This is a genomic window from Nonomuraea purpurea (assembly GCF_042650645.1).
GTDB lineage: Bacteria > Actinomycetota > Actinomycetes > Streptosporangiales > Streptosporangiaceae > Nonomuraea > Nonomuraea purpurea.
In genome coordinates this window covers 379,006-404,079 of the sequence record NZ_JBHSBI010000005.1, presented here as the reverse complement: position 1 = coordinate 404,079, position 25,074 = coordinate 379,006, and the positions used below count along the sequence as shown (strand labels likewise).

The 25,074-nt window shown below is 71.1% G+C and carries 20 protein-coding genes; 12 read left to right on the top strand and 8 right to left on the bottom strand.

What is annotated here, in order from left to right; genetic code table 11:
* Positions 1–534: 534 nt before the first annotated feature.
* Positions 535–1,149: an aldo/keto reductase gene (locus ACFOY2_RS13120; RefSeq protein WP_379528247.1), complete on the top strand. Its 615-nt coding sequence runs from the start codon at positions 535–537 to the stop codon at positions 1,147–1,149.
* Positions 1,150–1,157: 8 nt separating this feature from the next.
* Here the strand turns inward: ACFOY2_RS13120 and ACFOY2_RS13115 are convergent, their stop codons facing one another.
* Entirely contained in the window at positions 1,158–2,087 is a 930-nt protein-coding gene (locus ACFOY2_RS13115; protein ID WP_379528246.1) for an anti-sigma factor RsbA family regulatory protein, read from the bottom strand.
* Between the two features lie 178 nt (positions 2,088–2,265).
* On the opposite strand from ACFOY2_RS13115, the gene ACFOY2_RS13110 reads away from it, so the two are divergent.
* Positions 2,266–2,820, top strand: coding sequence for a DUF1707 SHOCT-like domain-containing protein (locus ACFOY2_RS13110; RefSeq protein WP_379528245.1), 555 nt, complete (start codon positions 2,266–2,268; stop codon positions 2,818–2,820).
* Here ACFOY2_RS13110 and ACFOY2_RS13105 read toward each other — a convergent pair.
* On the bottom strand, positions 2,790–3,896 hold the full coding sequence (locus ACFOY2_RS13105; RefSeq protein ID WP_379528244.1) for an aromatic ring-hydroxylating oxygenase subunit alpha: 1,107 nt from the start codon (positions 3,894–3,896) through the stop codon (positions 2,790–2,792). The genes ACFOY2_RS13110 and ACFOY2_RS13105 overlap by 31 nt on opposite strands.
* Positions 3,897–4,166: 270 nt before the next feature.
* Between ACFOY2_RS13105 and ACFOY2_RS13100 the strand changes: the two genes are divergently transcribed.
* Both ACFOY2_RS13100 and ACFOY2_RS13095 read left to right on the top strand, forming a co-directional pair.
* A complete protein-coding gene (locus ACFOY2_RS13100) occupies positions 4,167–4,520 on the top strand; it encodes a hypothetical protein (RefSeq protein ID WP_357808015.1) in 354 nt (117 codons plus the stop codon).
* Positions 4,521–4,614: 94 nt separating this feature from the next.
* Positions 4,615–6,084, top strand: a complete 1,470-nt coding sequence (locus ACFOY2_RS13095) for a DUF2079 domain-containing protein (RefSeq protein ID WP_379528243.1) — start codon at positions 4,615–4,617, stop codon at positions 6,082–6,084.
* Here ACFOY2_RS13095 and ACFOY2_RS13090 read toward each other — a convergent pair.
* Positions 6,070–7,179, bottom strand: coding sequence for a glycosyltransferase family 4 protein (locus ACFOY2_RS13090; RefSeq protein WP_379528242.1), 1,110 nt, complete (start codon positions 7,177–7,179; stop codon positions 6,070–6,072). The two genes, ACFOY2_RS13095 and ACFOY2_RS13090, sit on opposite strands and share 15 nt — an antisense overlap.
* 23 nt (positions 7,180–7,202) lie before the next feature.
* Here ACFOY2_RS13090 and ACFOY2_RS13085 point away from each other — a divergent pair, with 23 nt between their 5' ends.
* The 3 genes from ACFOY2_RS13085 (at position 7,203) to ACFOY2_RS13075 (ending at position 12,570) form a co-directional block, all read left to right on the top strand.
* Complete coding sequence (locus ACFOY2_RS13085; RefSeq protein ID WP_379528241.1) at positions 7,203–8,021, top strand: PIG-L deacetylase family protein; 819 nt, start codon at positions 7,203–7,205, stop codon at positions 8,019–8,021.
* Between the two features lie 49 nt (positions 8,022–8,070).
* Positions 8,071–9,132, top strand: a complete 1,062-nt coding sequence (locus tag ACFOY2_RS13080; RefSeq protein ID WP_379528240.1) for a lysylphosphatidylglycerol synthase domain-containing protein — start codon at positions 8,071–8,073, stop codon at positions 9,130–9,132.
* A gap of 63 nt (positions 9,133–9,195) precedes the next feature.
* A complete protein-coding gene (locus tag ACFOY2_RS13075) occupies positions 9,196–12,570 on the top strand; it encodes a BTAD domain-containing putative transcriptional regulator (protein WP_379528239.1) in 3,375 nt (1,124 codons plus the stop codon).
* Here ACFOY2_RS13075 and ACFOY2_RS13070 read toward each other — a convergent pair.
* Positions 12,560–13,069, bottom strand: a complete 510-nt coding sequence (locus ACFOY2_RS13070; RefSeq protein WP_379528238.1) for a hypothetical protein — start codon at positions 13,067–13,069, stop codon at positions 12,560–12,562. The genes ACFOY2_RS13075 and ACFOY2_RS13070 overlap by 11 nt on opposite strands.
* 144 nt (positions 13,070–13,213) lie before the next feature.
* Between ACFOY2_RS13070 and ACFOY2_RS13065 the strand changes: the two genes are divergently transcribed.
* Positions 13,214–13,732: a DedA family protein gene (locus tag ACFOY2_RS13065; protein ID WP_379528237.1), complete on the top strand. Its 519-nt coding sequence runs from the start codon at positions 13,214–13,216 to the stop codon at positions 13,730–13,732.
* 150 nt (positions 13,733–13,882) lie between these two features.
* On the opposite strand, the gene ACFOY2_RS13060 is transcribed toward ACFOY2_RS13065, so the two are convergent.
* Positions 13,883–16,597: a hypothetical protein gene (locus ACFOY2_RS13060; RefSeq protein WP_379528236.1), complete on the bottom strand. Its 2,715-nt coding sequence runs from the start codon at positions 16,595–16,597 to the stop codon at positions 13,883–13,885.
* 556 nt (positions 16,598–17,153) lie between these two features.
* Between ACFOY2_RS13060 and ACFOY2_RS13055 the strand changes: the two genes are divergently transcribed.
* Positions 17,154–21,686, top strand: coding sequence for a HEAT repeat domain-containing protein (locus ACFOY2_RS13055; RefSeq protein WP_379528235.1), 4,533 nt, complete (start codon positions 17,154–17,156; stop codon positions 21,684–21,686).
* A 57-nt stretch (positions 21,687–21,743) separates the two neighbouring features.
* On the opposite strand, the gene ACFOY2_RS13050 is transcribed toward ACFOY2_RS13055, so the two are convergent.
* Positions 21,744–21,965, bottom strand: coding sequence for a YegP family protein (locus ACFOY2_RS13050; RefSeq protein WP_379528234.1), 222 nt, complete (start codon positions 21,963–21,965; stop codon positions 21,744–21,746).
* Between the two features lie 77 nt (positions 21,966–22,042).
* On the opposite strand from ACFOY2_RS13050, the gene ACFOY2_RS13045 reads away from it, so the two are divergent.
* A complete protein-coding gene (locus tag ACFOY2_RS13045) occupies positions 22,043–22,888 on the top strand; it encodes a D-alanyl-D-alanine carboxypeptidase family protein (RefSeq protein WP_379528233.1) in 846 nt (281 codons plus the stop codon).
* A gap of 9 nt (positions 22,889–22,897) precedes the next feature.
* On the opposite strand, the gene ACFOY2_RS13040 is transcribed toward ACFOY2_RS13045, so the two are convergent.
* A complete protein-coding gene (locus ACFOY2_RS13040) occupies positions 22,898–23,077 on the bottom strand; it encodes a hypothetical protein (RefSeq protein ID WP_379528232.1) in 180 nt (59 codons plus the stop codon).
* A 72-nt stretch (positions 23,078–23,149) separates the two neighbouring features.
* Between ACFOY2_RS13040 and ACFOY2_RS13035 the strand changes: the two genes are divergently transcribed.
* Both ACFOY2_RS13035 and ACFOY2_RS13030 read left to right on the top strand, forming a co-directional pair.
* Complete coding sequence (locus ACFOY2_RS13035) at positions 23,150–24,211, top strand: LacI family DNA-binding transcriptional regulator (protein ID WP_379528231.1); 1,062 nt, start codon at positions 23,150–23,152, stop codon at positions 24,209–24,211.
* Positions 24,212–24,300: 89 nt separating this feature from the next.
* The gene (locus ACFOY2_RS13030; RefSeq protein WP_379528230.1) at positions 24,301–24,585 is read left to right on the top strand and encodes a hypothetical protein; all 285 of its coding nucleotides are present in this window, start codon (positions 24,301–24,303) and stop codon (positions 24,583–24,585) included.
* A 5-nt stretch (positions 24,586–24,590) separates the two neighbouring features.
* On the opposite strand, the gene ACFOY2_RS13025 is transcribed toward ACFOY2_RS13030, so the two are convergent.
* A complete protein-coding gene (locus ACFOY2_RS13025) occupies positions 24,591–25,028 on the bottom strand; it encodes a group II truncated hemoglobin (RefSeq protein WP_379528229.1) in 438 nt (145 codons plus the stop codon).
* Positions 25,029–25,074: the final 46 nt, after the last annotated feature.

The following is a 25,074-nucleotide window of genomic DNA, read 5'->3' as shown; positions in this document are numbered from 1 at the left end:
GAGTATCGGAGATCGGCCCGAACCGGCCCTGAAGCGACCCTTAATACCTTCGGCTGACAGCCAGGTTGGAGCCCCCGGTGACCTGCGGATTCGTGACCCTGGGTAGGGCCTGCCCCCTCAGGGTGGGGGTGGGGGCCGCATCCCGATTTGACCTGGAGTGCGCTCTAGGGAGGAGCCTGGAGGTACGACGATCAAGGCTGCCGAGCCCTCGGCCGCGAGATCGCCCATAACCCTACGATCGACCTCTACCCCAGGAGGGGCAGACACTGCTTGCGACGTCTCAACCACGTACGGTAAGGTTTCCGTGATCGAACTGGCAAGCGACAACCAAGCTGCCCGTGAGATCACTTCCTGGATTCATCGGTACAACGAGGCCGCCGGACGGGCGGTGACAGGACGTGGAGACTTGCCGGTGGGCGGGTCGGTGAAGCGTCAAGCATCCTGTTCCACAGCTCGTGCTGCTTCGCGGCATGAACTGCTGCGTAAGCAGCACGGGAATCCTCGCCTCTATCAGGGCGAGGAGCACGTCAATACATGCACCGCCGCAACCCGGGCGTCCCGCTCGCCGAGTCGGTCGGCGCCATGGCCGAGCTCGTTCAGCAGGGCAAGGTGGCTCACCTCGGCCTGTCCGAGGTGAGCGCGCGGACGCTGCGCGAGGCGGCCTCCGTGCACCCGATCGCGGCCCTGCAGAGCGAGTACTCCCTGTTCACCAGGGGGCTGGAGGAGGAGATCCTGCCGGCGGCCAGGGAGCTGGGGATCGCGCTGGTGGCGTACTCGCCGATCAGCCGGGGCCTGCTGTCGGCCGCGATGCCGAGCGCCGACGAACTGCCCGCCGGCGACTTCCGCCGTAATATGCCGCGCAACACCGGCGAGAACGCCGCGCACAACAGGGCGCTGGCGGACGAGGTGCGCAAGATCGCCGACGCGGCCGGTGTCACCACGGCGCAGATCTCCCTGGCCTGGCTGCTCGCCCAGGGTCAGGACGTCGTGCCGATCCCGGGGACCAAGCGGCTGAAGTACCTGGAGGAGAACGCCGCCGCCGCGGACGTCGCGCTGATGTCCGAGCAGCTCGACGCGCTGGTGGCGGCCGTGCCGGCGGACGCCGTGCGCGGGAACCGCTACCCCAGCATGTCCGAGATCGAACGCTGAGGGGGGCGTCAGGCCGGGCCGGGGGTGTCGAAGTAGGCGCGGATCACCGTGGCGCCGGCCCGCGTGTGCACGCGGACGAGATCACTGAGCAGGTTGACGATGAGCAGCCCCCGCGACCCCGCGTTCCGCGGATCGACCGGCCTGCGGCCCACCAGCGGATCGGTGATGTGCCCCGAGTCGCTGACCTCGCACACCAGCCGCCCGCCCTCGGCCCACACCCGGATCGTGCCCGACCCGCCGCCGTGGTCGAGGCTGTTGGCACCCAGTTCGGCCACGGCCAGCCGGATGTCGTCGACCCGGTCCCTGGTGAAGCCCAGAGCGACGGCGTGCCTCGCGGCCATCCTCCGGGCCTCCGTCAGGTTGGTGTGATCGAACCGCAGCGACACGAACGCGGCGGGCTCCTCGAACGCCCGGTTGTGCCCGGCGACCACGTCATGGGGCGCGTAGTCGGCGCTGGGCCGCTCCCCGGCGGCGTCGCGCAGCACGGGATGGGTGCGTTCTGCCTCGCGCAGCACCTCGGGGGCCAGGCGCTCGGCGTCGTACGGGCACAGGATCGTGACCCGGCGGCCCGCGAACGACAGGTTGATCAGCGCCTCGTGCTGGGCCACGGCCGGATACTCCGTCGCGGTGCGCCCTGGCCAGATCGGCTCGCCCACGATGCGGACGCGCCGTCCGGGGTGCCGGTCGGCGAAGTCGGTCAGCACGGCGGGGATGATCCGCCCGGGATTCCGGCCCGCCTCGCGCATGTCGAGCAGGCGCACCGACGCGGCGTCCGCGCCGAGCGCCGCCTCGATCATGGCCAGGTTCCCTCCGGGAACCACGATCGCGACCGGCTCGCCGGCGGTCAGGCCCGCGCGGACGAAGGCGGTGACGGCCGCGATGTACTGGCCGGCACCCTGGTAGAAGAGCGCCGGATGCACGAAAGGTTCCGCGGACATCTCGTTCACGCTACCCAAGGATGATGTCTCCACGACAATCTGGTGGGTACTTAATAATTGTGAAGAGAGTCCAGGTCATCCACCGCCCCCGTCCGGTACAGAGACCACTCCCCCTTGACCTTCGCACCCCTTCTGGCCGACAGCTCCCGTTCTGAGCCTTTCGAACTATGCTCAGGACATGTCGGAAATGCAGATGCGGGTCTCGGACGAGGACCGGGAACGCACCGCGCAACAACTCCAGCAGGCCTTCACCGAGGGCCGACTGACCCACCCCGAGCTCGAGGAACGGCTCGAGAACGCTCTGAAGGCGAAGACGTACGGCGACCTGCTGGGCTTGATCAGCGATCTCCCCGCCGAGCAGGCGCCCGCCACCGAGGTGGTCGAGCTGGCGTCGAAGAGCGGCGGCGTCAAACGCACCGGCGACTGGGCCGTCCCCCGGCGCCTGCGCTGCTCCTCCAAGTACGGCAGCGTCGAACTGGACCTGTCGAAGGCCGTCGTGCCCCACTCGGTCGTGGACATCGAGCTCGACCTCACCTACGGCTCCGCCAAGATCATCTTGCCGGAGGGCGGCGCGGTGAACGTCGACGCCTTCAACAGCGACTGGGGCCACATCTCGACGTCCGACGTGCCGAACAGGCAGCGTCCGGGAGCGCTGTACGTGGTGATCACGGGCCGGTCGAAGTACGGCGCGCTGTCGGTGCGCTATCCGCGTAGGCGCTGGTTCACCCACTGATGGAACAGGGAGATGTGGTGCTCGCTCGGCACGAGCACCCCGCCCTTGATGTACGCCCGTGACGCCATGCCGGGCTGGGTGCGCTCGCAGGCGTCGAAGTCCTGCTCGTTGACCCGGTGGAACAGCTCGACCGACGCCGACAGGTCCGCCCCTGAGGCGACGACGTCGGGGTGGTAGAGCCAGTCGCACTCCACGACCGTGCGGTCGACCGCGAGAGGGTACATCCGGTGCACGATCACGTGGTCGGGCACCAGGTTCACGAACACCTGCGGTTTGACGGTGATCGCGTAGTAGCGGCGGTCCTGGTCCTGCGAGACGTCGGGCAGCTTGCCGAACCCCGCTCTGCCGTCCACGGTGAACCCCTCGGCCCGCTCGGCGAACTCGGCGCCGTGACCCACGTAGTACTGGGCCGCGAACCCGCCGGCGAACTCCGGCAGCACGGCGGTCAGCTCGGGGTGGATGGTGGCGCAGTGGTAGCACTCCATGAAGTTCTCGACGATGAGCTTCCAGTTGGCCTTGACGTCGTAGCTGATCCTGCGGCCCAGTGCCAGCTTGTCGACGTGGTAGTGCTCGATGGCGGCGGGGTCGCCGAGTCGTTCCGTGGCCGCGGACGTGACCGTCTCTTCGAACGACGGCGGCTCCGCGGCCAGGCACACCCAGGCGTAGCCCAGCCATTCACGCAGGTGCACGGGCACCAGGCCGTACTCGACGCGGTCGACGTCGGGCATCTTGGCCAGGTTCGGGGCGGCGGCGAGCCGGCCGTCGAGGTCGTAGGACCAGGCGTGGTAGGTGCACCTGATCGTCCTTCTGACCTCGCCCGCCGCCTCCAGGCAGAGGCGGGCGCCGCGGTGCCTGCAGACGTTGAGGAAGGCGCGCAGCCGCTCGTCGCGCCCGCGCACGACGATCACGCTCTCCCTGCCGACCTGGACGGTCCGGAAAGCGCCCGGTTTCGGCAGGTCACCGGCCCTGACGGCGCAAAACCACAGGCTCTCGAAGATCTTGCCCTGCTCTAGGACGAACACCTCGGGCTCGGCATAAGAGCCGCCGGGAAGCGTGGAGATCAGACTGGGGGGCATCCAACCGCCTTGTTGCGTATGACGCAGCGTGTTGCTCTATATGCGACATAGTCAGGCGGCCCAATGAGGCTGTCAAGAGCCCGGTTTCCACACCTGGAGCTCCCGAATCCTCAGCCAGGTAAACCGCCCAGGTCCTCCCACGTGGCTTTACACCCACTTGATACGGATGGTGTTAGTGGGGTGCAAGTGACGGTCAAGTCACGCACCATAATGTTGCCTTCGTTCGCAAACCCAACGAAGGGCACGGAAATGACACCCCCTCGTCGTCGCTTGGCCGTCGCGGCCGCGACGCTCACGCTTGCCGCTCTCACCACCGCCTGTGGTGCCCTGGGCCAGGCCGTTGACTGCAACACGGCCGCCAGCGAGGCAAGCAAGATCGCGAGTGAGTGGAGCACCGCGGTCACCGCGAACGTCACGGACAAGAAGGCCGTCCAGGACGCTTCGAGCACCGCCGCCGACAAGACCAAGGAGCTTGCCGGCAAGTACGACGGCGAAGTCGCCGCGGCGCTGAACGACCTCGCTTCCGGGTTCGGCTCCATGAAGGAAGGCGACCTGAACTCGATCACGGAGTTCAGCGGCAAGGTGAACGGTTTCACCAGCAAGATCACGAACGCCTGCACCTGATGGGGACCCGCGGTCGCCGCATCCACCTGTGGGGGGCAGGATGGCGCGGCGGCCGCGCCCACGTTCGGGCGGATTCGTTCTAGTCTTTCTGCCCGTGACGGGTGACACAGAGGCGGTGCGAGCGGGGGCACGCACTGCCCTCTCCTCCTGGAGAAACCGGTTGTCAGGCCACCGCGGACGGGTGGGCGTCATCGCGCTCGCCGCCGCGGTGGCCTATGCCGTGCTGGGCCTGGTCAAGCTGGGCAATTTCCGGGCCACCACATTCGACCTGGTGATCGTGGACCAGGCCGTGCGCAACTACGCGAGCTTCCGCCCGCCCTACATCCCCGTGCTGGGCATGTTCCACGGGCGCGGCATGGAGTACCTGCAACTCGCCGACCACTTCTCGCCCATCTACGCGCTGCTGGCGCCCTTCTACTGGATCCATGACGGCCCCGCGTCGCTGATCGTGGCGCAGGCGCTGCTGTTCGCCGGCGCGATCCCGTTCATCTGGATGTTCACCCGGCGCGTACTCGGCGTGGCACCCGCCTACCTGGTCTCCGTGGCGTACGCGCTGTCATGGCCGATCGCGCAGGCGGCGGCGTTCGACGCGCACGAGGTCATGTTCGTCCCCATGCTCACCGCGATCATGATCGAGCGCTACCAGGCGGGGCGGACGCGGGTCGCCTTCGCCGCGATGCTCGCCCTCCTGCTGGTCAAGGAGGACATGGGGCTGATGGTGGCCGGGGTGGGGCTGTGCCTGTTCTTCATGGGCGAACGCTGGCGCGGCGTGCTGTGCGCGGTGTTCGGCCTGGGCGCGGTGCTGCTGATCCGCGGCCTGGTGACCTCGACGTTCGGGGGCGAGTCCAAGGACTTCTGGGCCTACAACCATCTCGGGCCCGACCTCCCCGGCGCGGTGCTGGGGCTGCTGCGCGATCCGATCGCCGCCATCCTGCTGCCCTTCAGCGAGGAGGCCAAGGTCGACACGCTGTTCCTGCTGGTGTGGCCGACGCTGCTGCTGTGCCTGCTGTCGCCGCTGTCGCTGGCGGCGCTGCCGCACGTGCTCGAACGCATGCTGTCCGACCGCGCCCAGTGGTGGCAGGCCGACTTCCAGTACAGCGCTTTCACCGCAGTGATCCTCCTGTGCGCGGGGGTGGACGGGCTGGCCAGGCTGCTGCGTCGGCTGGAACGTCCCGATAGCCGCCAGCTGAAGCTGGCCTGGGCTGCGGCGGTGTGCGCGGTCGCGCTCACCCTGGTGCCCAGGTTCGCGCTGGACCAGCTCTACCATCCGGCCTTCTACAAGGAGCCGAAGGCGGCCGCGGCCGAGGAGGCGGTGAGCAAGGTGCCGTCCGGGGTCACCGTCGAGGCCGTCAACTCCATCGGGCCCGCGCTGACCTCACGGACCACCGTCCTGCTGTGGCGGCGCGAGGGGTACGGCGCGCCGTGGGTGGTGGCCGACGTCTCGCGCTGGGAGTTCCCGTTCGGCTCGCTCGACGACCAGCTCGCCAGGGTCAACGAGCTGCAGGGACAGGGGTATGTGAAGGTCTTCGAACGCGACGGCTACGTGGTGCTACACCGCCCTTGACGCCCTGGCCTGCTCGTAGGCCCGCTCGAACCCCTCCAGCACCGTCTCCCACGAGCCCGCGGCGGGCGGCGTCGCCCGGTTGTGCGCCGCGATCGCCTCGCGCAGCCCGGCGTCGGCGCACAGCCGGGCCACCGCTCTGGCCAGGTCGCCGAGGGTGGCGCCGAGCAGCCCTTCCTTGCCGTTCTTGACGAAGTCGGCGACCCCGCTCTGCGCCCTGGCCACCACGGGCAGGCCGGCCGCCCGCGCCTCCAGCGCCGCGATGCCGAACGACTCGCGTGGCGCCGGCGCCACGAACACGTCGGCCGACTTCAGCACCTTGGCGATATGTTCCCTGGTGTAGCGGCCGGGCAGTGACACCCAGTCGCTCATGCCGTGTTTGGCCAGAAAGCGCGCCATCTGCCCGCGAGCCGGGCCGTCGCCCACGATCGTGGCCCGCATCGGGATCCTGGCCGGCACCCGCGCGCGGGCCGCCTTGAGCAGCTTCAGCAGGCGTATGGGCTGCTTGCGCGGCGCCAGCCGCCCGACGGCCACGATGTGCACCTCCTCGCGCCGGTCGGGCGTCGTCCCCGGCGGCGGCGCCCAGCCCGACAGGTCGAGGCCATTGGAGACGACCCGGACCGGGATCAGCGGCCCTGCCACGGCACGGATCGGCGCCGCCGCGGCGTTGCTGACCGTGGTCGCCACCAGGCGCCACCGATGCCAGCCGAACGCCAGCCGCAGCAGCCGGTAGACACCCCGTGTCACCGGATCCCACATGCTGTGCACGGTCACCACGCACGGCACCCCCGCCCGCGCGGCCGCCCGCACGCCCATCCAGGCGAACGGCGAGACCGCCCCCGTGTGCACGTGCACCACGTCGGGGCGCGAGGAGGTGATCCAGCGCGTGAGATGCCCCACACCGAACGGGTGCACCGGCAGGTCGAACGGCATTCTGGCGACGATCCTGCGCACGCCGGGCAGCGGCTCGCCCCTGGTGGCCGTGGCCACGGACACGTCGTGTCCCGCCTGGCGCTGCATCCGTACGAGATCGGCCACCTGGACCTCGATCCCACCGAGTCGCGGCAGGTAACAGTCGCTCACGTGAAAGATCCGCACCCCTCCCAGACTAATCTGGGCGTGTGCCTCCACGTACCGCTGTGTTCTTCCATGCCCATCCCGACGACGAGGCCTTGCTCACGGCCGGCACCATGGCGATGCTCGCGGCCGAAGGACACCGCGTGGTGCTCGTGGTGGCCACCGCGGGCGAGCGCGGCCTGGCCGAGATGGAGCCGGGCGAGGCGCTCGGCGAGACCAGGCTCAAGGAGCTCTACCAGTCGGCCGCGCTGCTCGGCTGCGCCCGCGTGGAGTGCCTCGGCTACGGCGACTCGGGGCTGAGCCCCAAGGGCGGCATCGCCGAGGAGCGGCCCGACAACGCCTTCATCGACGCCGACACGGAAGAGGCCGCCAAGGCGCTGGCCGCCATCCTGCAGGAGGAGAAGGCCGACCTGCTGGCGATCTACGATCCGGCCGGCGGCTACGGGCATCCCGACCACGTGCAGGTGCACCGGGTGGGCAAACGAGCGGCGAAGATCGCGGAAACGGAGATCGTCCTGGAGGCGACGGTCAACCGCGACCCGCTGCTGCGGCTGCTGCGGCTGGCGGGGCGGTTCTACCGGTTTCCGCCGGAGTTCGACGTCCGCACGTTCGAGAGCGCCTACTCCTCCAGCGAGACGATCACCCACCGGGTCAACGTACGGCGTTACACCAGGCAGAAACGGGCCTCCATGGCCGCGCACACCTCCCAGGCCACCGGCGGCGACAGCGACCGCACGCTCGCCGTGATGCTGAAGATCCCCCGCCCGCTCTACCATCTGGTCTTCGGCACCGAGTGGTTCGTCCGCCGCGACCTGCCCCCCGGCGCCCGCCTCCGCCATCCCTTCGATCGGTGGCCCCCGTAGTACCCGAGAACGACGAGAACGTCGTTCCCAACCGGCAGACTGGACCCTGATGAAGAACAAGTGGCTCCAGATCGTTCTCTCCGTGCTGTCGCTCGGCCTGGCCGTGCTGCTCGTGATCTACCTGCCGCAGATCGTGCGCACGCTCACCGGCAAGCCCGTCTCATGGGCGCAGATCGGCGCGGTGTTCGGCACGCTCGGCGCGGGCGAGATCGCGCTGATGACCGCGCTGTGGCTGCTGAGTCTGCTGGCCTACACGTTCGTGCTGACCAACTCCCTGCCCGGCCTGAACAATCTGCAGGGGCTGACGCTCAACGCCGCCGGCAGCGCCGTGAGCAACCTGCTGCCCTTCGGCGGGGCGGTCGGGGTGGCGGTGTCGTTCGCGATGACCAGGGGCTGGGGCTTCTCCAACCGCTCGATCGTGGTCATGACGCTGGTCAGCGGGATCTGGAACACGTTGTTCAGGTTCGTCCTGCCGGCCGTCGGGATCATCGCGCTGCTGATCGCGGGCAAGGCGCCCAACTCGACCGTGGCCGGCGCGGGCTGGACGGGCGCGATCTCGATCCTGGTCCTGTGCGTGGTGGTGGCCGCCGCGCTCTACTGGGACCGCGCCGCGCAGGCGCTCGGCCGGGCGCTCGACGGCCTGACCAAGCTGCTGCGGCTGAAGATCCACGCCTCGCGGGCGTTCCACCGGCTGCGCGCCGACACCGCCACGATCGTCAGGACGAGATCCATCGGGCTGTCGCTGGCCATGATCTTCTTTCTGGGCTTCCAGTGGGCGATCATGGCGGTCTGCATGCACGCCACGGGCGCCTGGCCTGGGCCGGCCGAGTCGATCGCCGTCTTCGCGCTGTCCAGGGTCCTGACCAGCGCCCTGATCACCCCCAGCGGGGCCGGGATCATGGAGAGCGGCGTGGCCGCCCTGCTGATCACCGCGTTCGGCGTCCCGGTCACTCCCGCGATCGCCACCGCACTGCTTTTCGGCTTCTGGACTTACACTATCGAGATCCCGTTCGGCGGCCTGGCACTGGGCGCATGGGCGCTGCTGCGCAGGCGCAACGGCCGGAACGCCGGCGCGGAGCCCCCGTCCGCGATATCGAAGGCCCCACAGTGACAATCCCAAACCCATCAAAGTCCTTGTGCGTGATTCATAGGCCCGCATAGCGTGGCGGCTGACATGGTGGCGTTCCGAGTTCTGGGGCCAGTCGAGGCGTACGAACACGACGACGAACTCGACCTCGGCGGGTTGCGGCAGCGGGCCGTCCTCGCCCGGCTTCTCGTGGCCAGAGGTCAGGTCGTGCCCGTTGACACACTTCTTTACGACCTGTGGGACGACGACGCGGCGAAGGGCGCGCAGTCGGGCCTTCAGGTCTACATCTCGCGGCTGCGCCGGGTGCTGGAGCCGGGCCGTCCGCGCGGTGGGCCCAACCGGCTGCTGGTGACGGTCGCGTCCGGCTACGCGCTGCGCGTGGCCCCCGACAAGGTCGACGCGCTCAGGTTCGAGCAGCTCACCCGCGCGGCCGGCGAGCACCTCGAAGAGGGCGACCCGCAGGCGGCGCGCGGCCGGCTGGAGAAGGCGCTGGGCCTGTGGCGCGGCACCCCCTACTCCGACTTCGCCGACCAGCAGTGGGCCGAGGCCGAGGTCAACCGGCTGACCGAGCTGCGCCTGGTGGCCCGCGAACGGCACGCGGACACGGGGCTGCGGCTGGGCATGCACGCCGAGACCGTCCCCGACCTTGAGGCGCTCACCACCGAGCACCCGCTGCGCGAGGAGGGCTGGCGGCTGCTGGCGCTCGGGCTCTACCGGTGCGGCCGGCAGGGCGACGCGCTGGCCGCGCTGCGCAGGGCCAGGAACATGCTGGCCGACGAGCTCGGCATCGACCCGGGTCCCGCGCTGCGCAAGCTTGAGTCCGACATCCTGGCCCAGGCGCCCGAGCTGGAGCTGGCCGCCCCCGCGCGCCCGTCGCGGCCCGCGCCGGCCGCCGACACCTGGCCGCCCAGGCCCGCCACGCCCGTCGAGCCGCCACCGCTGGAGCCCGAGCCGTTCGTCGGCCGCGACGCCGAGCTGTCCAGGCTGACCACGGCGGCCTCGCGCACCGGCAGGTTCCAGGTCGCGGTCGTGACCGGGGTCGCGGGCGCGGGCAAGACCACGCTGCTGCGCCAGCTCGAAGGCCGGCTGACCGGCGACGGCTGGATCACCGCCTCCGGCGCCTGCCCCGACTCCAGCACCACCCCGCCCGGCTGGGCGTGGGTGGAGATCCTGCGCGCCCTCGTCGGCATGACCGGCGCGGGCGAGTACGCGCAGCTCCTGGCCCCGCTGCTCGACGACGCCGCCCCCGACCCCGACGAGGACGAGGCCTCCGGCGGCTTCCGCCTGCACCGCGCGGTCGGCGGCTACCTGGCGGGCGTCGCCCGGCGCGCGCCGGTGCTGCTGACCCTCGAAGACCTCCACTGGGCCGACGACCAGACGCTCGCGCTGCTGCGCGCGCTGCCGAGCCTGCTGGCGACCAGCCGGGTGCTGCTCGTGGTGACGTGCAGGGAGAGCGAGCTCGACGACCGCCAGTCCGACGTGCTGGCCGCCCTGGCCAGGCTGGGGCCCGTCCGCGTGGGCCTGTCGGGGCTCGATCCGAAGGCCGTGGCCGAGCTGGTCAAGGCGACCTGCGTCCGCGAGATCGACGAGGACGCCGTCGAGTCGATCGTCGAACGCACCGGCGGTAACCCGTTCTTCGTCCGCGAGACCGTGCGCCTGCTCGACTCCGAGGGCGCGGCCGACCGGGCCAGCGCCACCGAGGTGCTCTCGCGGGTGCCCTCCGGCGTGCGCGACGTGCTGCGGCGGCGCATCTCGCGGCTGCCCGCCGGCGCGCAGCAGATCCTGCTGCAGGCGGCGGTGATCGGCCGCGACGTCGACCTCGACGTGCTGATCGCCGTCTCAGGCGACGAGGACGCGGTGATCGAGGCCGTCGAGGCGGCGCTGCTGGCCGGGCTGGTGACCGAGCCGGGCCCCGGGCTGCTCAGGTTCGACCACGACCTCGTGCGCGACACGATCTACTCCGACGCCTCCCGGCTGCGCCGCACGCGGCTGCACGCGGCCGTGGCGGCGGTCATCGAGCAGCACACGCCCTCCGACGTGGCCGCGCTGGCCCACCACTACTTCCTGGCCGACGCGGCCGAGAAGGCGGTGCGCTACGCGGGCCTTGCGGCCGAGCAGGCCGAGCGGCGTTTCGCCCACCGCGAGGCCGCCACGCTGTGGGAGCAGGCCATCGCCGCCTTCGACCGTTCGCGCGGCGACGAGCAGGGCGGCGACCAGCAGCCCGAGCGCACCAAAGAGCGGCTGCGCATCCTGCTGCGCCAGATCAGGGCGCTGGCGCTGTGCGGCGACATGACGGCGGCCCGGCTGCTGCGCCGCCAGGCCATGGACGCCGCGCTGCCGCTGGGCGATCTTGAGATCACCGCGAAGGTGGCGGCCTCGCTGGCCGTGCCGCACAAGGGCATCGCCCGCGACTTCACCCGCACCGCGTGGGAGATCGTGGACGTCACCGAGAAGGCGCTCATGGAGCTGCCCGAGGGCGAGCAGCAACTGCGGGCGAGTCTGCTGACGACGCTGGCGCTGGAGCTGGAGGGCTCCTCCTCGCCCGAGCGGGGGCGTCAGGCGTCGCTGGAGGCGCTGGAGCTGGCCCGCCAGAGCGGCGACCCGACGCTGATCGCGGCGGCGCTGAGCGGGCGGCTGCGGCAGTCGTACGACATCCCCGCGGTCGACACGCGCGAGAGCATCGGCCGCGAACTGCTGGAGGTCGCGCAGCGTTCCGGGCAGATGGCCACCCAGGCGCTGGCGCATCTGGTGCTGCTGGAGTGCGCGGCGGCCAGGGGCCAGTTCACCGTCGCCGACGAGCACGCGGCCGCCGCCGACCGCCTGGCCAGGCAGTACGACCTGTCGGCGCCTGCCGCGGTCGTCGTCTGGTATTCGGGCCAGCGGCTGATGATCTCCGGCGACTACGCGGGCGCCGAGCGGGCCTACGGCGAGGCGGCCAGGATGACGGCCAGGGCCGGCATGCTGGAGGGCCGCCAGGACCTGCCGCTGATCACCGCGTTCTGCCTGCATCTGGTCGACGGCCGGGCGGCCGAGATGGTCGATCTGCTCGCCGAGGCCCACCGGCGCGGCGCCAAGTGGACGCTCGACGCCTACGCCCTGGCCCTGGCCTCGGCCGGGCACCTCAACGACGCCAAGGCCGTGGCCGCCACCCGGCCGCCGGTGCGCCCCGACTTCCTCTACGAGCTGGCGATGACCTGGCGGGCGCTGGCCGGGATGCTGCTCGACGACCGGGAGCGGATGGTCGACTGCTACGACAAGCTCAAGCCGTTCGCCGACCGGGTGGCGGGCGCGGGCACCGGCGTGGTGGCGCTGTGGCCGGTGGCGCTGACCCTGGGCGACCTCGCGGTGCGCCTGGGCCAGCCCGACGCCGCGCGCGACCACTACACCAAGGCTCTGGAGGTGGCAGAACGGGTCGGGGTGCCCCGCTGGGTGGAGGCGGCGCGGCAGTCGGTCAGCAGCTGACCTGGAAAGGCTCGCTCTTGACGGTCTTGGCGCCCTTGACCGACAGCTCGACGCGGTACCGCCCGGGGTTGCCCGCGAGTCCGGGCCGCCACTCGACGTTGCGTGTGGCGCCCGCGAAGCCGTCGTAGGCGACCAGGTAGGTGCGCCAGGTCTTGGTGGCCGGGCTCCAGCGGGCGAGCTTCCAGCCGTACTGGACGGGCTCGGCGGGGTCGGGGTTGACGACGACGGTGCGGGCCACGTACGTCCTGGCGCAGGCCGCGCCGCCGCCCGCCAGGACGGAGAGGGTGAGCGTGCCGGCCTTGGCGGGCGCGTCCATCGTCTCGGTGACGGGCACCTCGCGGGCCGACAGGGTGAAGCTCCGCGCGGGGCGGGCGGCCGAACTGGCGTTGCCGTAGGCGGAGAAGCCGACGTAGGCGCTGGTGAAAGCCAGGGCCGCGACGAAGAGCTTGGCGGCGTTCGCGGTGCCGGTGGCCAGGGCTGCCGTGCTTGTCGTCGACATCTTCAACACCTCTTTTGGCTCACCCATAGAGTGGGCCGGGGTGGTTGAGTCCTGCTTGTCGGCTGGTTGCAGGCGCTGTGGCAATCACCTGCACGTTGAAATAAGGTAAGGCTGACCTAAGGCTTGTGGGGAAGGGGTGGCGGGGTGGCCGACATTGCCGATCCCACGAGGCCGTTCTGGCTCGGGCTGCCGTACTGGCTGGTGGGGGCCATCCTGATCCTCGCCCTGTTCGCCGCGTTCCAGGTCTACTACTGGGTCGGGCGCAGGCTCGGGCAGAGGCTGTACGACTCGCGCGTCGGCGTCCGGCTGGGCCGCGCGCGCATCGCCAAGATCGAACACGTCGTGGAGAAGTGGGGCGCGCTGGCCGTCTACGGCTGCTTCTGGGTGCCCATGCTGCGCCACACGCTGCCGTGGGTGGCCGGGGCGCTGCGGGTCTCCTACCCCTGGTACGTGGTCGCCAGCGCGCTGGGCTGCCTGACGTGGGCGCCGCTGTGGTGGTTCGGCCTGACGGCGATCGTGTGGGGCTGGCTGGAACTCGCCGCGCGCTCCCCCATCACGGCGGCGGTCGTGGCCGTGGCGGCCGTCGCGGCCGTGTCGTGGTTCCTTGTATGGCGGCGCAGGAGGAAGCGGTCCGACTCCGAGGAGAAGGCCCTGGTCTCCTAGGCCCGTCTCCTAAGAGCTGACCGTTTCTTAGATCAGGTTCGGAGCCGGATGACCAGGGCGGCCAGGGTGACGATGCCGCAGAACGTCCGGCACGCCCTGGCCCGAGCGCTCGCCCTGGCCGAGTCCTGAGCACCCCTCCTGAGGTGCCGCTCACCACGGCTCCACGTCGGCCCCCAGGGCGGTGATCCACAGGGCGCGGAAGGCGTATCCCGCCCGTCCGTTGAAGTCCCTCGCCGAAAGCTCCGAGAGCAGGTCCACCACCGCGCCGAGATGCCCGCACGTGGCGGCCTGCACGATGAGCTGCTCGGTCGGGCGCTCGCGCTGCGTCCGCGGCGTCTTCAGCAGCGTCGTGTGCGCCTCGGCCAGCGCCGCGAGGTCCGCCTGCGTGGGCCGGGGCCCGGGACGGACGTTGGCCTCGGCCCGGGTGAGGAGTTCCTCCCACGCGTACCCGTCCCCGTGGACCGCGGCCCAGTCGCGGAGCAGGTCCGGCCGCCCCAGAGAGGCGAACAACTCGGGCGCCTCCCAGCCGTCGAACCAGCCCTGCGCCTGCCATGCCTCCGCGCCGTCGCGGAAGGTGAGCAGCTCACGGGCGAGGCCGTCACGCCTGGTCAGGACCAGGTATGCCAGCAGCGGCACGCTGTAGAAGGTCGAAGGAGTGTCCCCCTCCCGCCACAGGGCCCGGGCCTCCTCCACGCGACCGCATTCGATCAGCGCCCACGCGACCGCCAGGCGATGCTCCCCCGGATTGGTCTCGGGCTCGATCGCGGCCCGTGCCCGGTCGAACCACGCCTCGGCCTCTACGTCCCCGAGCGCGGCGTAGGCGCCCGCCATCGACGAGGCGACGAAGGCCACGTTGTACTCGTCGAGCACGGCCTCGACCTCGGCCTCGGCGGGCGCCAGGAACGCGCGGGCCTCGTCGTGACGCCCGGTTGCGGCCAGGATCAGCGCCACGTCGGCCTGCCCCCTGACCCGTTCGGCCGGGGTCGGGATCGCCTGGAGCAGGCTCGCCGCGCCCGCCGGCTCACCGCGGCGCGCCCGGAGCCGCGCCGCGTGCCGGAGGTTCTCGCTCACGTGGTGGTCCCAGCCCTCGTCCAGCGGCGCGACCGAGGTGCTCGCGATCTGGAAGAGGTCCTCCACGGTGGCGGTGTTCGGCGGCGGCCACGCCACGGGCCCCGACGGCGCCTCGGTACGGCCACGGAACCCCGCGAGGTGCTCGGCCAGCGGCGCGACGGCCCGCTCGGCGGCTGCGGCGGCGTCCGGGACGACGTCGAGCACGCCCCAGCGCACCGGCCAGCCGAAGCGCCCGTCGAACGTCCAGGCGAGCAGGTTGTCGAGGGCCGCACGCCGGTCGGGAGGGGCGATGACGAGCCCCGACTCGAAGGCCACGGCCCAGGTCTCGTCGTCGAGCGCGAACGTCGGATCGACGCGCGCCTCCTCCTCGTCCCGCAGGTCCATCCCGATGTCGTCGCCGTCGAGCTCCAGCGGACGCGGCTCGGGCGGCGCCTGAAGGAGGGCGAAGTCCCCGGTCGTCTCGCCGGTGGCGGCCCGGACGAACCGCAGGTGGGTCGCGCTGACGGAGACGAGCACCCCGTCCGCGCCCCACGCCACGCCGAAGGCCTCCTCGGGCGCCGCGAAAGACCGCAACCGGACCGGGCCGTCGCCGAGGTGCCAGACCTCGATCCGGCCGGTGTCGGTCAGCGCCGCCGCGTGCAGCCCGTCCGGCGACCACGCCCACACGGTGCCGTCCACGTCGTCCCGGTCGATCTCCATCAGCGCGACGTCCACGTCGTAGCGGTGCCACCCGTCGTCGTAGACGGCGACGCGGGGCCGGGCCCGTCCGCCGCCGGGCACGACGACCGCCAGGCGGCCGACCGTGCCACGGCTGCCCCAGGACAGCTCGGTGGCGCCGGGGTGTCCCTGCGCCGTCGCGACCGTCCGACCGGTCATGGCGTCGGCGAAGACCAACTGCCCGCGCAGGTGGCGGGCGACATAACGCTCGTCCTGGCTCCACGCCGGGCCGGCTCCGCGGGTCTCCGCATCGGCGAACCAGACCACCTGCCCGCTCGCCACGTCGACGGCGCCCGCCCAGTCGTCCCCGTACCCGTGCAGGCGGGTCCCGTCCTTGGACCAGAAGGCCCGGCTGAAGAACAGCCCGTCGTCCTCGAGCCGTGCCTTGATGTCGGCCGGCAGGGCCTCGGGCAGGAGTTCCACGTCGTCGTCGCCGTACACGCCGCCTTCGGTGAGCGGCGCGAGGCAGCCGCGCACGTCGTGCGGGGTCCACACGCTGATGTAGGCGCGAGTGCCGTCGGGCGCGAAGGCGAAGCGGGGCGGCCGCGAGCTCCCGTCGGTCACGTACGCCTCGCCGATCGACTCCGTCTCCTCGCCGAACGGGTCCCACAGGCCCACGCCGTTGGTGTTGAAGGCCAGCGCGATCCGCTGCCCGTCGGCCGACCACTGGATCGTACGCACGTAGCCGGGCCAGCCCACCCCGCCCTCGATGCCGTCGAGCACGTTGACGCATCGCGCGGTGGCCAGCTCCCAGACCTGCAGGGCGCCGCCGCGTTCGTAGTCGTCGCCGCACCAGCTGCCGATCGCGAGATACCGTCCGCAGGGGCTCAGCGCGAAGCCGTTGATCTCGGCCGGGTGCCCGTCGGGATGGCGCAGCACGGCGCCGGCGTCCTTGAGGCGCTCGGTCGCGAACCGGTGCGCCTCGGTGATCCCGTGGGTCCGTTCCAGCTCCGCGAGCGCGGCGCGCAGGGGCGGGAGGTCGCGGGCCGGTGCGAACGCCGGCCAGTCCGCTCCGCGCAGCGCCACCGACAACGCCTCCGGACCGGCCGAGGACAAGGGCAGGTTCATGATCACCATAACGGGCGACGATAGTGAAAGGGCTGAGTGGATTTGCGGGATTCGCGCAAATTGCCCAGCCGTCGTCGCGTCTCTCCGGGAGAAGAACGCCCTGTCCGAACCTGGGCATCAGCTCCCGTACGGGTCCGGCGCGGCCGGTAGTTCTGCAGAAGGTGCCCGTAGCCGAAGACGACGTGCTCTGAGACATGGCCGTGGGGGTCTGGAGCCATCTCGGAAACCCTTCGGCGCGCCAGGTGAGGGGCGTGTCGCTACGCTTGGCGCTGTTCCGTGATCTGGCTGGAGTTGATAGCGCGTGACGTCGGTCGACGATACGGTCCTCACCGCCATACGTTGCGCCGATGCGGACCGGCTTTCCGCCGGCCTTGATCCGTTGAGGTGTCCGCCGGCCGTCCTGCGGCTTCTTGTCAGGCATGAGGATCCACGCCTCCGGGAACTGGGCCTCGTATCCCTTGCCGAACGTCTTGATGCGAGAGGAGATGAAGACCGTTCCGAACTGGCCGAGTTCGCGGCGTCGTTGCCGGGCTCACTCGATGGTTCGCCGGAGGCGGCACTGGCCTTGGCGCACCTTTATCTCAATCTGCGGGCGCACGTCCGGCCCCGTCCCTGGCCGCAGTGGCGCAAGGCGGATCTGCCGGCCCGGGTCCGGATCGCCTGGCTGAGCGCCGAGATCGCTGACCGGCCTCAGACTCTACGGGACGAGCCCGCGGGCGAACTGCTCTACCAGGCCGTCCGCGGGATCGATGTGGCTGACGTCGACGAACCGGAGAGCCTCGCCGGGGAGTTGTCGGACCGGCCGGATCCTGTGTTGCGGGCGCAGGCCCTGCGGGTTGCGCGCGAGTCCATGCACACCGGCCTGCTGGCACCGGAACGTGCCCGGACGCTCGTGGTGGGGCTCGCCGGACCGATCGCCGGGGAACCCGCCACGAGTGCTGCCGCGGCCGACGTCGCCGCGGCGGCACTGCGTGAGCTGTCAGAGCCCTGGGCCGCGTTGAATCCGCTGCCACAAGAGCACCTGTACCGGCTCCTCGAGACCGGGCCCGGCGATGCCGTCTCCGCAGTGGCCGCCGCGGCGATCGAGGCCGCAGCCCACCACGGTCATCAGGACGTGCTCCGCGACGTGGCCACCGACCGAAGCCGTCCCTCGGCGCTGCGGCGACGGGCGCTGGAGCTGCTCGGAGACCTTGCCAGCCGCGACGACATCCGCGACTTCGTGGGCATCGCCGCCACCGACCCGCTCTTGCTCGCCGGGCCGGTCACCCGGTGCCTGCGTGGGCTGCACCGGCGTGGGCGCTTTCCGGCAGGCGACGACGCCCCGGCGATCGTGCGCTTGGCCATCGCCGACCACTCGGTGCCCGCGAACGAGGTCGCCACCATCCTGTTCACCTGCCGGCACGAAACGCTCAAGGAGCTGACGACGGCGGCTGCGGACGATCCGCACTGGCCGCGGCGGCTGGACCTTCTGGTCGCCCTGGCCGCTCAGGGCGCCAGGGACCTGCCGGTGGGGGAGAAGGTCACCGAACTGCTGCGCGCCGCACCGGATCCGCGACCGTTCCTGCGAGCGATCCGCGCGCTGCGCCATACGGCCGCCGAGGAGGCCGTCATCGCCGCGCTACCACGCTCACCCGCGGCGGCGGTGGAGGCTCTTGAAGCCGTGGGCGGAGCCCGGACGGTCACAGCGCTGCGAGAAGGGCTGGGCCTGGACAGGCCGGATGGCGGAGACGCTGTCGGCACCGTGGTGTCCTCCCTGCGGCCGGTTCGCCACCGGGCCTTGGAGGTGCTGTGGCATCTCACCGACGACCCCGACCGGCGACAGTCGATCCTGGTTCGGCTCGACCCGCAGGATCTGCCTCGCCGGATCGCCGCCGATCTCGGCGGCCCTGATGAACGGGAACTCACGTTGCTCCGCGCGGGCCTGGACCCGGACAAGCCCGTGGCCTCCCTGTGCAGGCTGGCCCGCAACGCCGGCTCCACCACGGTGCCGACCATCGCCGATCTTCTGCTGCGGGTCGTGTCCGATCTCGCGGCCTCCTGGGCGCCGGGCGCGTCCGGAGGTACCGGCGAACCGGCAGTGCCGCAGGAAGTCGTTGCGGCCATTCGTGACCTCGGCGGTCGCCTTCACGAAAGAGGGAAGATCAGGCCGCGCTGTCTTCTGGACGCCGCGGGCAGCGCGCGGGAGGCCGGCGACGCGCTCGTCGCGAGCATCGCGCTCGATCTGCTGGACCGCCCCGCGCTCACGGCGGCCGAGCAGATGATCCTGCTCAGCCTGCTCCTCCAGACCTCCTATCGGGGAATCCGGTCACGAGTACATCCGCTGCTGCGCCACCGTGACCGCCATGTCCGCAAGCACGTGATCGCGCTGCTCGCCCACGACGCCGATGGCGAGGACGCTCAGGCGTTGTCGGCAAGCCTGATCCCGCTCACCAGCGCTCCCGACGTTCAGACCGCACGCCAAGCGCTGCTCGCGCTCGGGCACGCGCGCGCGTGCTGGGCCGCGGCGGCGGTCGCGGCCTGCCTCGACCATCCGAACATGAACGTCAAGAAGAGCGCCGCCACCGCGCTGATCCATGCCGGAGCCCCCGTGGCTGTACCGAAGCTGCTGTCGTGGCTCGGCAGGCACGACAACCCGGGCCTGCGCGACGCGCTCGTCGCGGCATTGCGGACGATCCTCGGCGATGCCTACGCCGCCACCGTCGTCGCTGCGGCCGACCGCGCCGCCGACGACCGTACCCGTGCGCTGCTGCTGACCGGACTCGACGGCTCACTGTCCGCCCGTGCCGTCGGCGCTCTGGCCGACCAGTGGTCACCGGCCGGGGCCTTCCTGCTCTCGCTCGTCGCCGCAGGCCGGCTCACCCTTGGTTCGGGTACGGCCGGGGAACTGGCGGACCGGATGGCGGCCCACGGCATCACGCCGCCGGCCCGTCAGGGACCGCCGGCCGCCCGGCCGGCCGCCGAGCTCGACGCCCTGGTGAGCCGCGGCTGGAACTCCGAGATCGCACGGCGCCTTGAGGAAAGCTTCGATCGGGATCCCGACGAGCTGACCGCCGAACGGCTGAGCCGGCTCCGGCCGATGCTGGCACGTTGGCTGGAACTGGCCGCCGAAGGGCCAGAACATCGCGGCCGGGTCCTGCGGTTCGTGGTGCGGCTCTGCCCCCCGCCGTGGACGGCCGGCGAGACGGAGGTCTTCGCCCGGTCGATACGGACGCTGGTCGCAGGGCTGGCCGACATCGGCGACGCTCATCACGACCGTCTCCTCCGGCTGCTCGAGGACACGGTCGTTCGGCTGCCCTTCACCGACATGTTCCACCTCGCCGCCCGAATTCGCGCGTTGCCGCCGGCGGCCGCGGGGAGCCGGTCCGCGCTGGTGCTGCTGCGCCGATGCGGTGCGGTGCTGACCCGCGCCGATCTCGCGCGGGCGCTGGCCGCCGCCCGCGCGGGCGCGAACCCGTGGCTGGCGGAGGAGGAGGTGTTGCGGGAGGCGTTCGGGCTGCCACGACCGGTCACCGCCACCGCGTCGAACGGCAGCGTTGAGGTGCCCGAGCGCCCTGCCGTACGCCGATGGCGGGAGACCCTCGCCGCGGCCGCCCGCACGCCCGACGCCCTCCGGCGATTCCGGGTCGCCGACCGGCCCATCGACGGCCTCGATACGCACGACCATGACGAGGCGTTCGGACGGCACCTCTCCCGCGCTGACCGCGACGAACGCCCGACGGATTCACGGGATCGGCTCAACGCACTGATCGGCGTCTTCGTCAGCGCCGGCACCGAGGTGCGCGACATCCTGCTGGACTGGATGATCGAGCTGCAGCCACTCGACGCACCGTCGTGGACCATCGCGGAGGACGCCCGCCGATCCGCGCCGACCGACCGGGTGGCTCGGCCCGCTGATCAGGACCAGCCCCGCTCGGCGGCCCTGCATGAGCGCCTGCTGGAGCTGCTGGACGATCCCGTGCAGGATCAACGCGAAGCCGCGGCCCGCGCCTTGCTGAGCTGGCCCGAACCCCGGTTCCGGCTCACGGTGCTGCGTGCCTTCCTTGGCGGCCGGGTCGACCTCACCGTCACCGCGGATCTCGCGCACGCCCTGACCCTCATGAGCGAGACCGAACTGCGCGAGACCGGCGGTGACGCGGCCTGCGAACGGATCGCCCGCGTCGCCGCCCATGTGGACCCACCGGACGTGGAACGACTCATCCCGCTGTTGCTGGATTGGTGGGAACACGGCGGTCCCTCCCTTCACGCGTCAGCCGAATGGGCCTTGCGTAAGGCGAACCCCGACGTCCTGGCCGAGACCCTGTCAAGCCGCCTCGAAACCGGAGTCTGGGGCCTGCTCGATCTCATCTCCGGCGTCGTGTTGCTGCGCACCCCCTCGCTCGTGCGGGCGCGCCGGCGACTACGCGACGAAGGACGCGACGACCTCGCGGACAAAATCGTCCTGGCGGAAGGGCCGCTGCGCCATCCCGACGCGGCCCAGCAGGACTCTGCCGCTCTCTCGGCACTCCGCAGCCGAACCCGTGGCCAGGAAGCAGCCGCTCGGGAACAACGGCCGTCCCGGACGGAACTGCTTCACCTGGCCCGTACCGGCGGCCCCGAGCAGATCCGCCGGGCGCTGACCCTGCTCGCCGAGCGTCACGACGACGACCCCGCCCGCGTGCGCCGGCACGGCGCGGACCGGCCGGCGGATCTCGATCCCGACCTTGAGGAACTGCTCGCCGAGTCGCTCGGCCATCCCGAGGCGAGAGTCCGGTCGCACGCCCACCGGATCTCCCGCAAGGTGATGAAGCACGGGGACTACCTGGAACAGACCTTGCTGCTCCTCAACGACCGGCAACCCGACATCGTGCGCTCGGCGGTCAGGACCTTGTGCCACGCGGCGTGGAAGCCGGCCATCCCAGCACTGGTCGACCTGCTCACACACGCCCACCCCGCCGTCCGAAGGGCCACCTCCGACGGGCTCGTGCTCCTCGGTGCGCCGACGATTCCCGCCCTCAGGCACGCCGCCGGCCGGGCACGCCCAGACAAACGACACCTCTACACCACCGTGCTCGAAAAGATCACATCGACGATGACCGCCGACCTGGAACCCAACGGCTGACACGCCAACCGGACCGGTGGTGAATCACAAGATCTTCAGTGGACTTCTCGGCCCGGTCTATGTCCGCGTCTGGTCGTCGATGGCGGCCTCGGGGGCGTTCCTGCGTACGGTCTCGATGCCGTTCACGCAGGCGACCTTGTTCGGGTAGCCCTCGCCGACCGCGAGTGTCTGCCCGTTGCTCGCCACGAGCGCGAAACGGAAGCCGCCCCGCCCGTCCTCGCTGATGATGAACCTGCCCGCCACGGCCGCCCACTCCCCCCGCCATATCGGATCTGTCATTGATTTACCCCTATCTGATGGTGCCTTATGGCGTAGTTCGGCAAACGGACCCTTGATCTCCTGTCAACATGTTCTGCATGCGTATTGGGGCATTCATCAGTTCTGCCGTCCTCGCCGCGATGACAGCGGCCGTGGGGACGGCCCAGCCCGCCGTCGCCGCGGACGCCCCGGCGGTGAAGGCGGCGACGGCGTACGTGGTCGATTCATCAGGAACGGTCCACTTCGGCAAGCGTGAGACGAAGCGGGTGCCGGTGGCCAGCCTGGTCAAGGTCATGACCGCCTACGTGGTGCTGCGCGAGGCCAAGCCGGGCGACACCATCGAGATCACCGCGACCGACGTCAAGTACGCCGCCCGTGGCGGCGCCGCCACGGCCGGGCTGCGCAAGGGCGAGCGCTTCACGGTCGGAGACCTGCTGTACGCCCTCATGCTGCCGTCGGGCGCGGACGCGGCCAACGCGCTGGCCCGGCACTACGGCCCCGGCAAGACGGCCTTCATCGCCAAGATGAACCGCGCCGCCGACTCCCTCGGCCTGGACGACACCCGCTACACCAACCCCGACGGCATGCCCACCCCGGCGGGCGGCGGCTACTCGACGGCCGTCGACCAGGTCAAGCTGGCGACGCGGGCCCTCGCGAACGACACGTTCGCGGACGTCGTCGGGACCAAAACACACAAGGTGGGCAAGACGGCGGTGCACAAGGCGCACACCTGGCGCAACTCAAACAAGCTGCTTTCCCGCGCAGACGGGGTGCTGGGGGTGAAGACCGGCTACACGAACGCTGCCGGGTACTGCCTGCTGTTCGCCGGAGAGCGCAGCGGCAAGCGGATCGTGGGCGTGCTCCTCCATGACCAGAACGAGCGCCGCTTCACGACGGCGGAGCGCCTGCTCGACTACGCGGGGGAACAGATCGCAGGCAGCTGACACCTGGTCTCAGGCCGGATGGCAGGCGGGATCCAGCCGGTCGGCGGTCCACCTGAGCGAGCGCGCCAGCCGTAGGCGGACGGTGGCCCGTGGACGGTGCGGCCGCCGGGGCGCGCCCGGGAGCGCCTCCTCCACCGACCCCCGATGTCCCATCGCCGTCTGGTGCGCGAGAACCTGCATGGCGTCCATAACCCTCCTTAATCAATTAAGAGCTTAATCAATTAAGAAGGCCGGGGCAACAGGTTTCGGTACGGTTGGACGATGGCCAGGGTCACACTGCAGACGATCGCCGACAGGCTCGGCGTGTCCCGGGCCACCGTCTCCTACGCCTTCTCCCGCCCCGACCAGCTCAGCGACGGGATGCGGCGGCGGATCCTGGAAGTCGCCGACGAGCTCGGCTACGCGGGCCCCAACCCGACGGCCCGCTCACTGCGGCTCGGCAGGGCGGGCGCGCTCGGGCTGATCTTCAGCGAGACGCTGCCCTACGCCTTCGCCGACCCGTACGCGATCGGCTTCTTCCAAGGGCTGGCCACGGCCGCCGAGGACGCGGGCGTGGGCCTGCTGATCCTGCCGCTGCCGCACGGCGACCGGCGCAGCGAGACCGTACGCGACGCCGTCGTGGACGCCTTCTGCGTGATGTCGCTGCCCGACGGGCATCCGGCGCTGGCGGAGGTGCTGGCCAGGAAGCTGCCCGTGGTGGTGGTCGACGAGCCGTACGTGCCCGGCCATCCGTTCGTCGGCATCGACGAGCCCGCCGCGGGCGCCGCGGCCGCCCGCCACGTGCTGGAGCTCGGGCACCGGCGGCTGGGCGTGGCCATGGTGGGCCTGCACGAGGACGGCTACACCGGCTGGGCCGACCCGGAGCGGCAGGAGAGCGCCGTGTTCCAGGCCATGCGCAACCGGCGCGGCGGCTACCAGCGGGCCTGCGAGGAGGCCGGGCTCGACTGGTCCGGCGTGCCGTTCTACGAGGTCACCCGCAACTCCAGGGAGGCGGGCAGGAGGGCGGGCCACGCGCTGCTCGGCCGCGAGCCGCGGCCCACCGCGATCCTCACCAACACCGACGTGCTGGCCCTCGGCGTGCTCGACGCCGCCGCCGACCTGGGTCTGGAGGTGCCGCGGGAGTTGTCCGTGGTGGGCTTCTCCGACAGCGCGGCCGAGGAGGCGGGGCTGACCACGATCAGGCAGGCTAAGCAGGAGATCGGGGAGCGGGCCGGGCGGCTGCTCCTGTCGGGGGGCGCGGCGAAACCGGAGCGACAGCTGTTCCCGTACGAGCTGATCGTCCGCACCTCGACCGCCCCGCCCCCCGAACGACCTGATGCGTAGCCACGATGCGATTGTTCGCCGAAGTGTTGCCTGGACGATTTCCGCAGATAGGGTGAGTTTCCTCACCTCCCCTGCTAAGGACGACCCCAATGGCGGAATTCATCGAGGTCCGCACGACGATCGAGGGCTACGAGAGAGCGGCCGCCTTGAGCCACCGCATCCTCGGCGCGGGCCTGGCGACCTCGATCGACATCGCGCAGGCGCCTGACCCCGCCGAGCAGCCGGTCTGGGAGCTGACGTTCATCACGACGGGGGAAGCGGCCGCCACGCTCGAAGAGCAGCTCAGGGCGAACGGCGACGGCGGGGCCGTCATCAGCCGCCCCGTCGCCCACGACCTCGACTCCTATCCCGACTGGCTGCCCGACCAGCCGTGAGCCGGCTACTCCCAGCCCCAGCGGGGAACCTCTCGCAGGGGGTGGAGTTGGTCGTCGGTCTCGGCGTGGGAGTTCTGCACGGCCACCTGCGTGCCGAACTCCACGTGCGAGCGCAGAGCCGCCCTGAACGGCTCGTCGTCCGGGAGTCCCGCCCGGTCGGCCGCCTCCATGTAGAGCTCCACGAACCGCGCCCGCTGCGTCTCGTCGATCTTCAGCCCTCGGTGGGCGTCGATGAGCAGCGGGAACCCGCCCATCTCCCTCGAGAAGGTGTCGGGACCGCCGAAGGTCTCCACGGTGAAGGCGGTCAGGTTGTCGACGTGGCTCGCCTTGCCGGCGCCGAACAGGGGTCGCAGCACGGGGTCGGCCAGGAGGCTGCCGTAGAAGATCTCGATGAATCTGCGCAGACCGTCCTGACCGCCCGCGTGCTCGAATAACGTCTCCATGATTACAGGATTACACCTGTGATCGCGGTGGTGCCAGACCCACTTC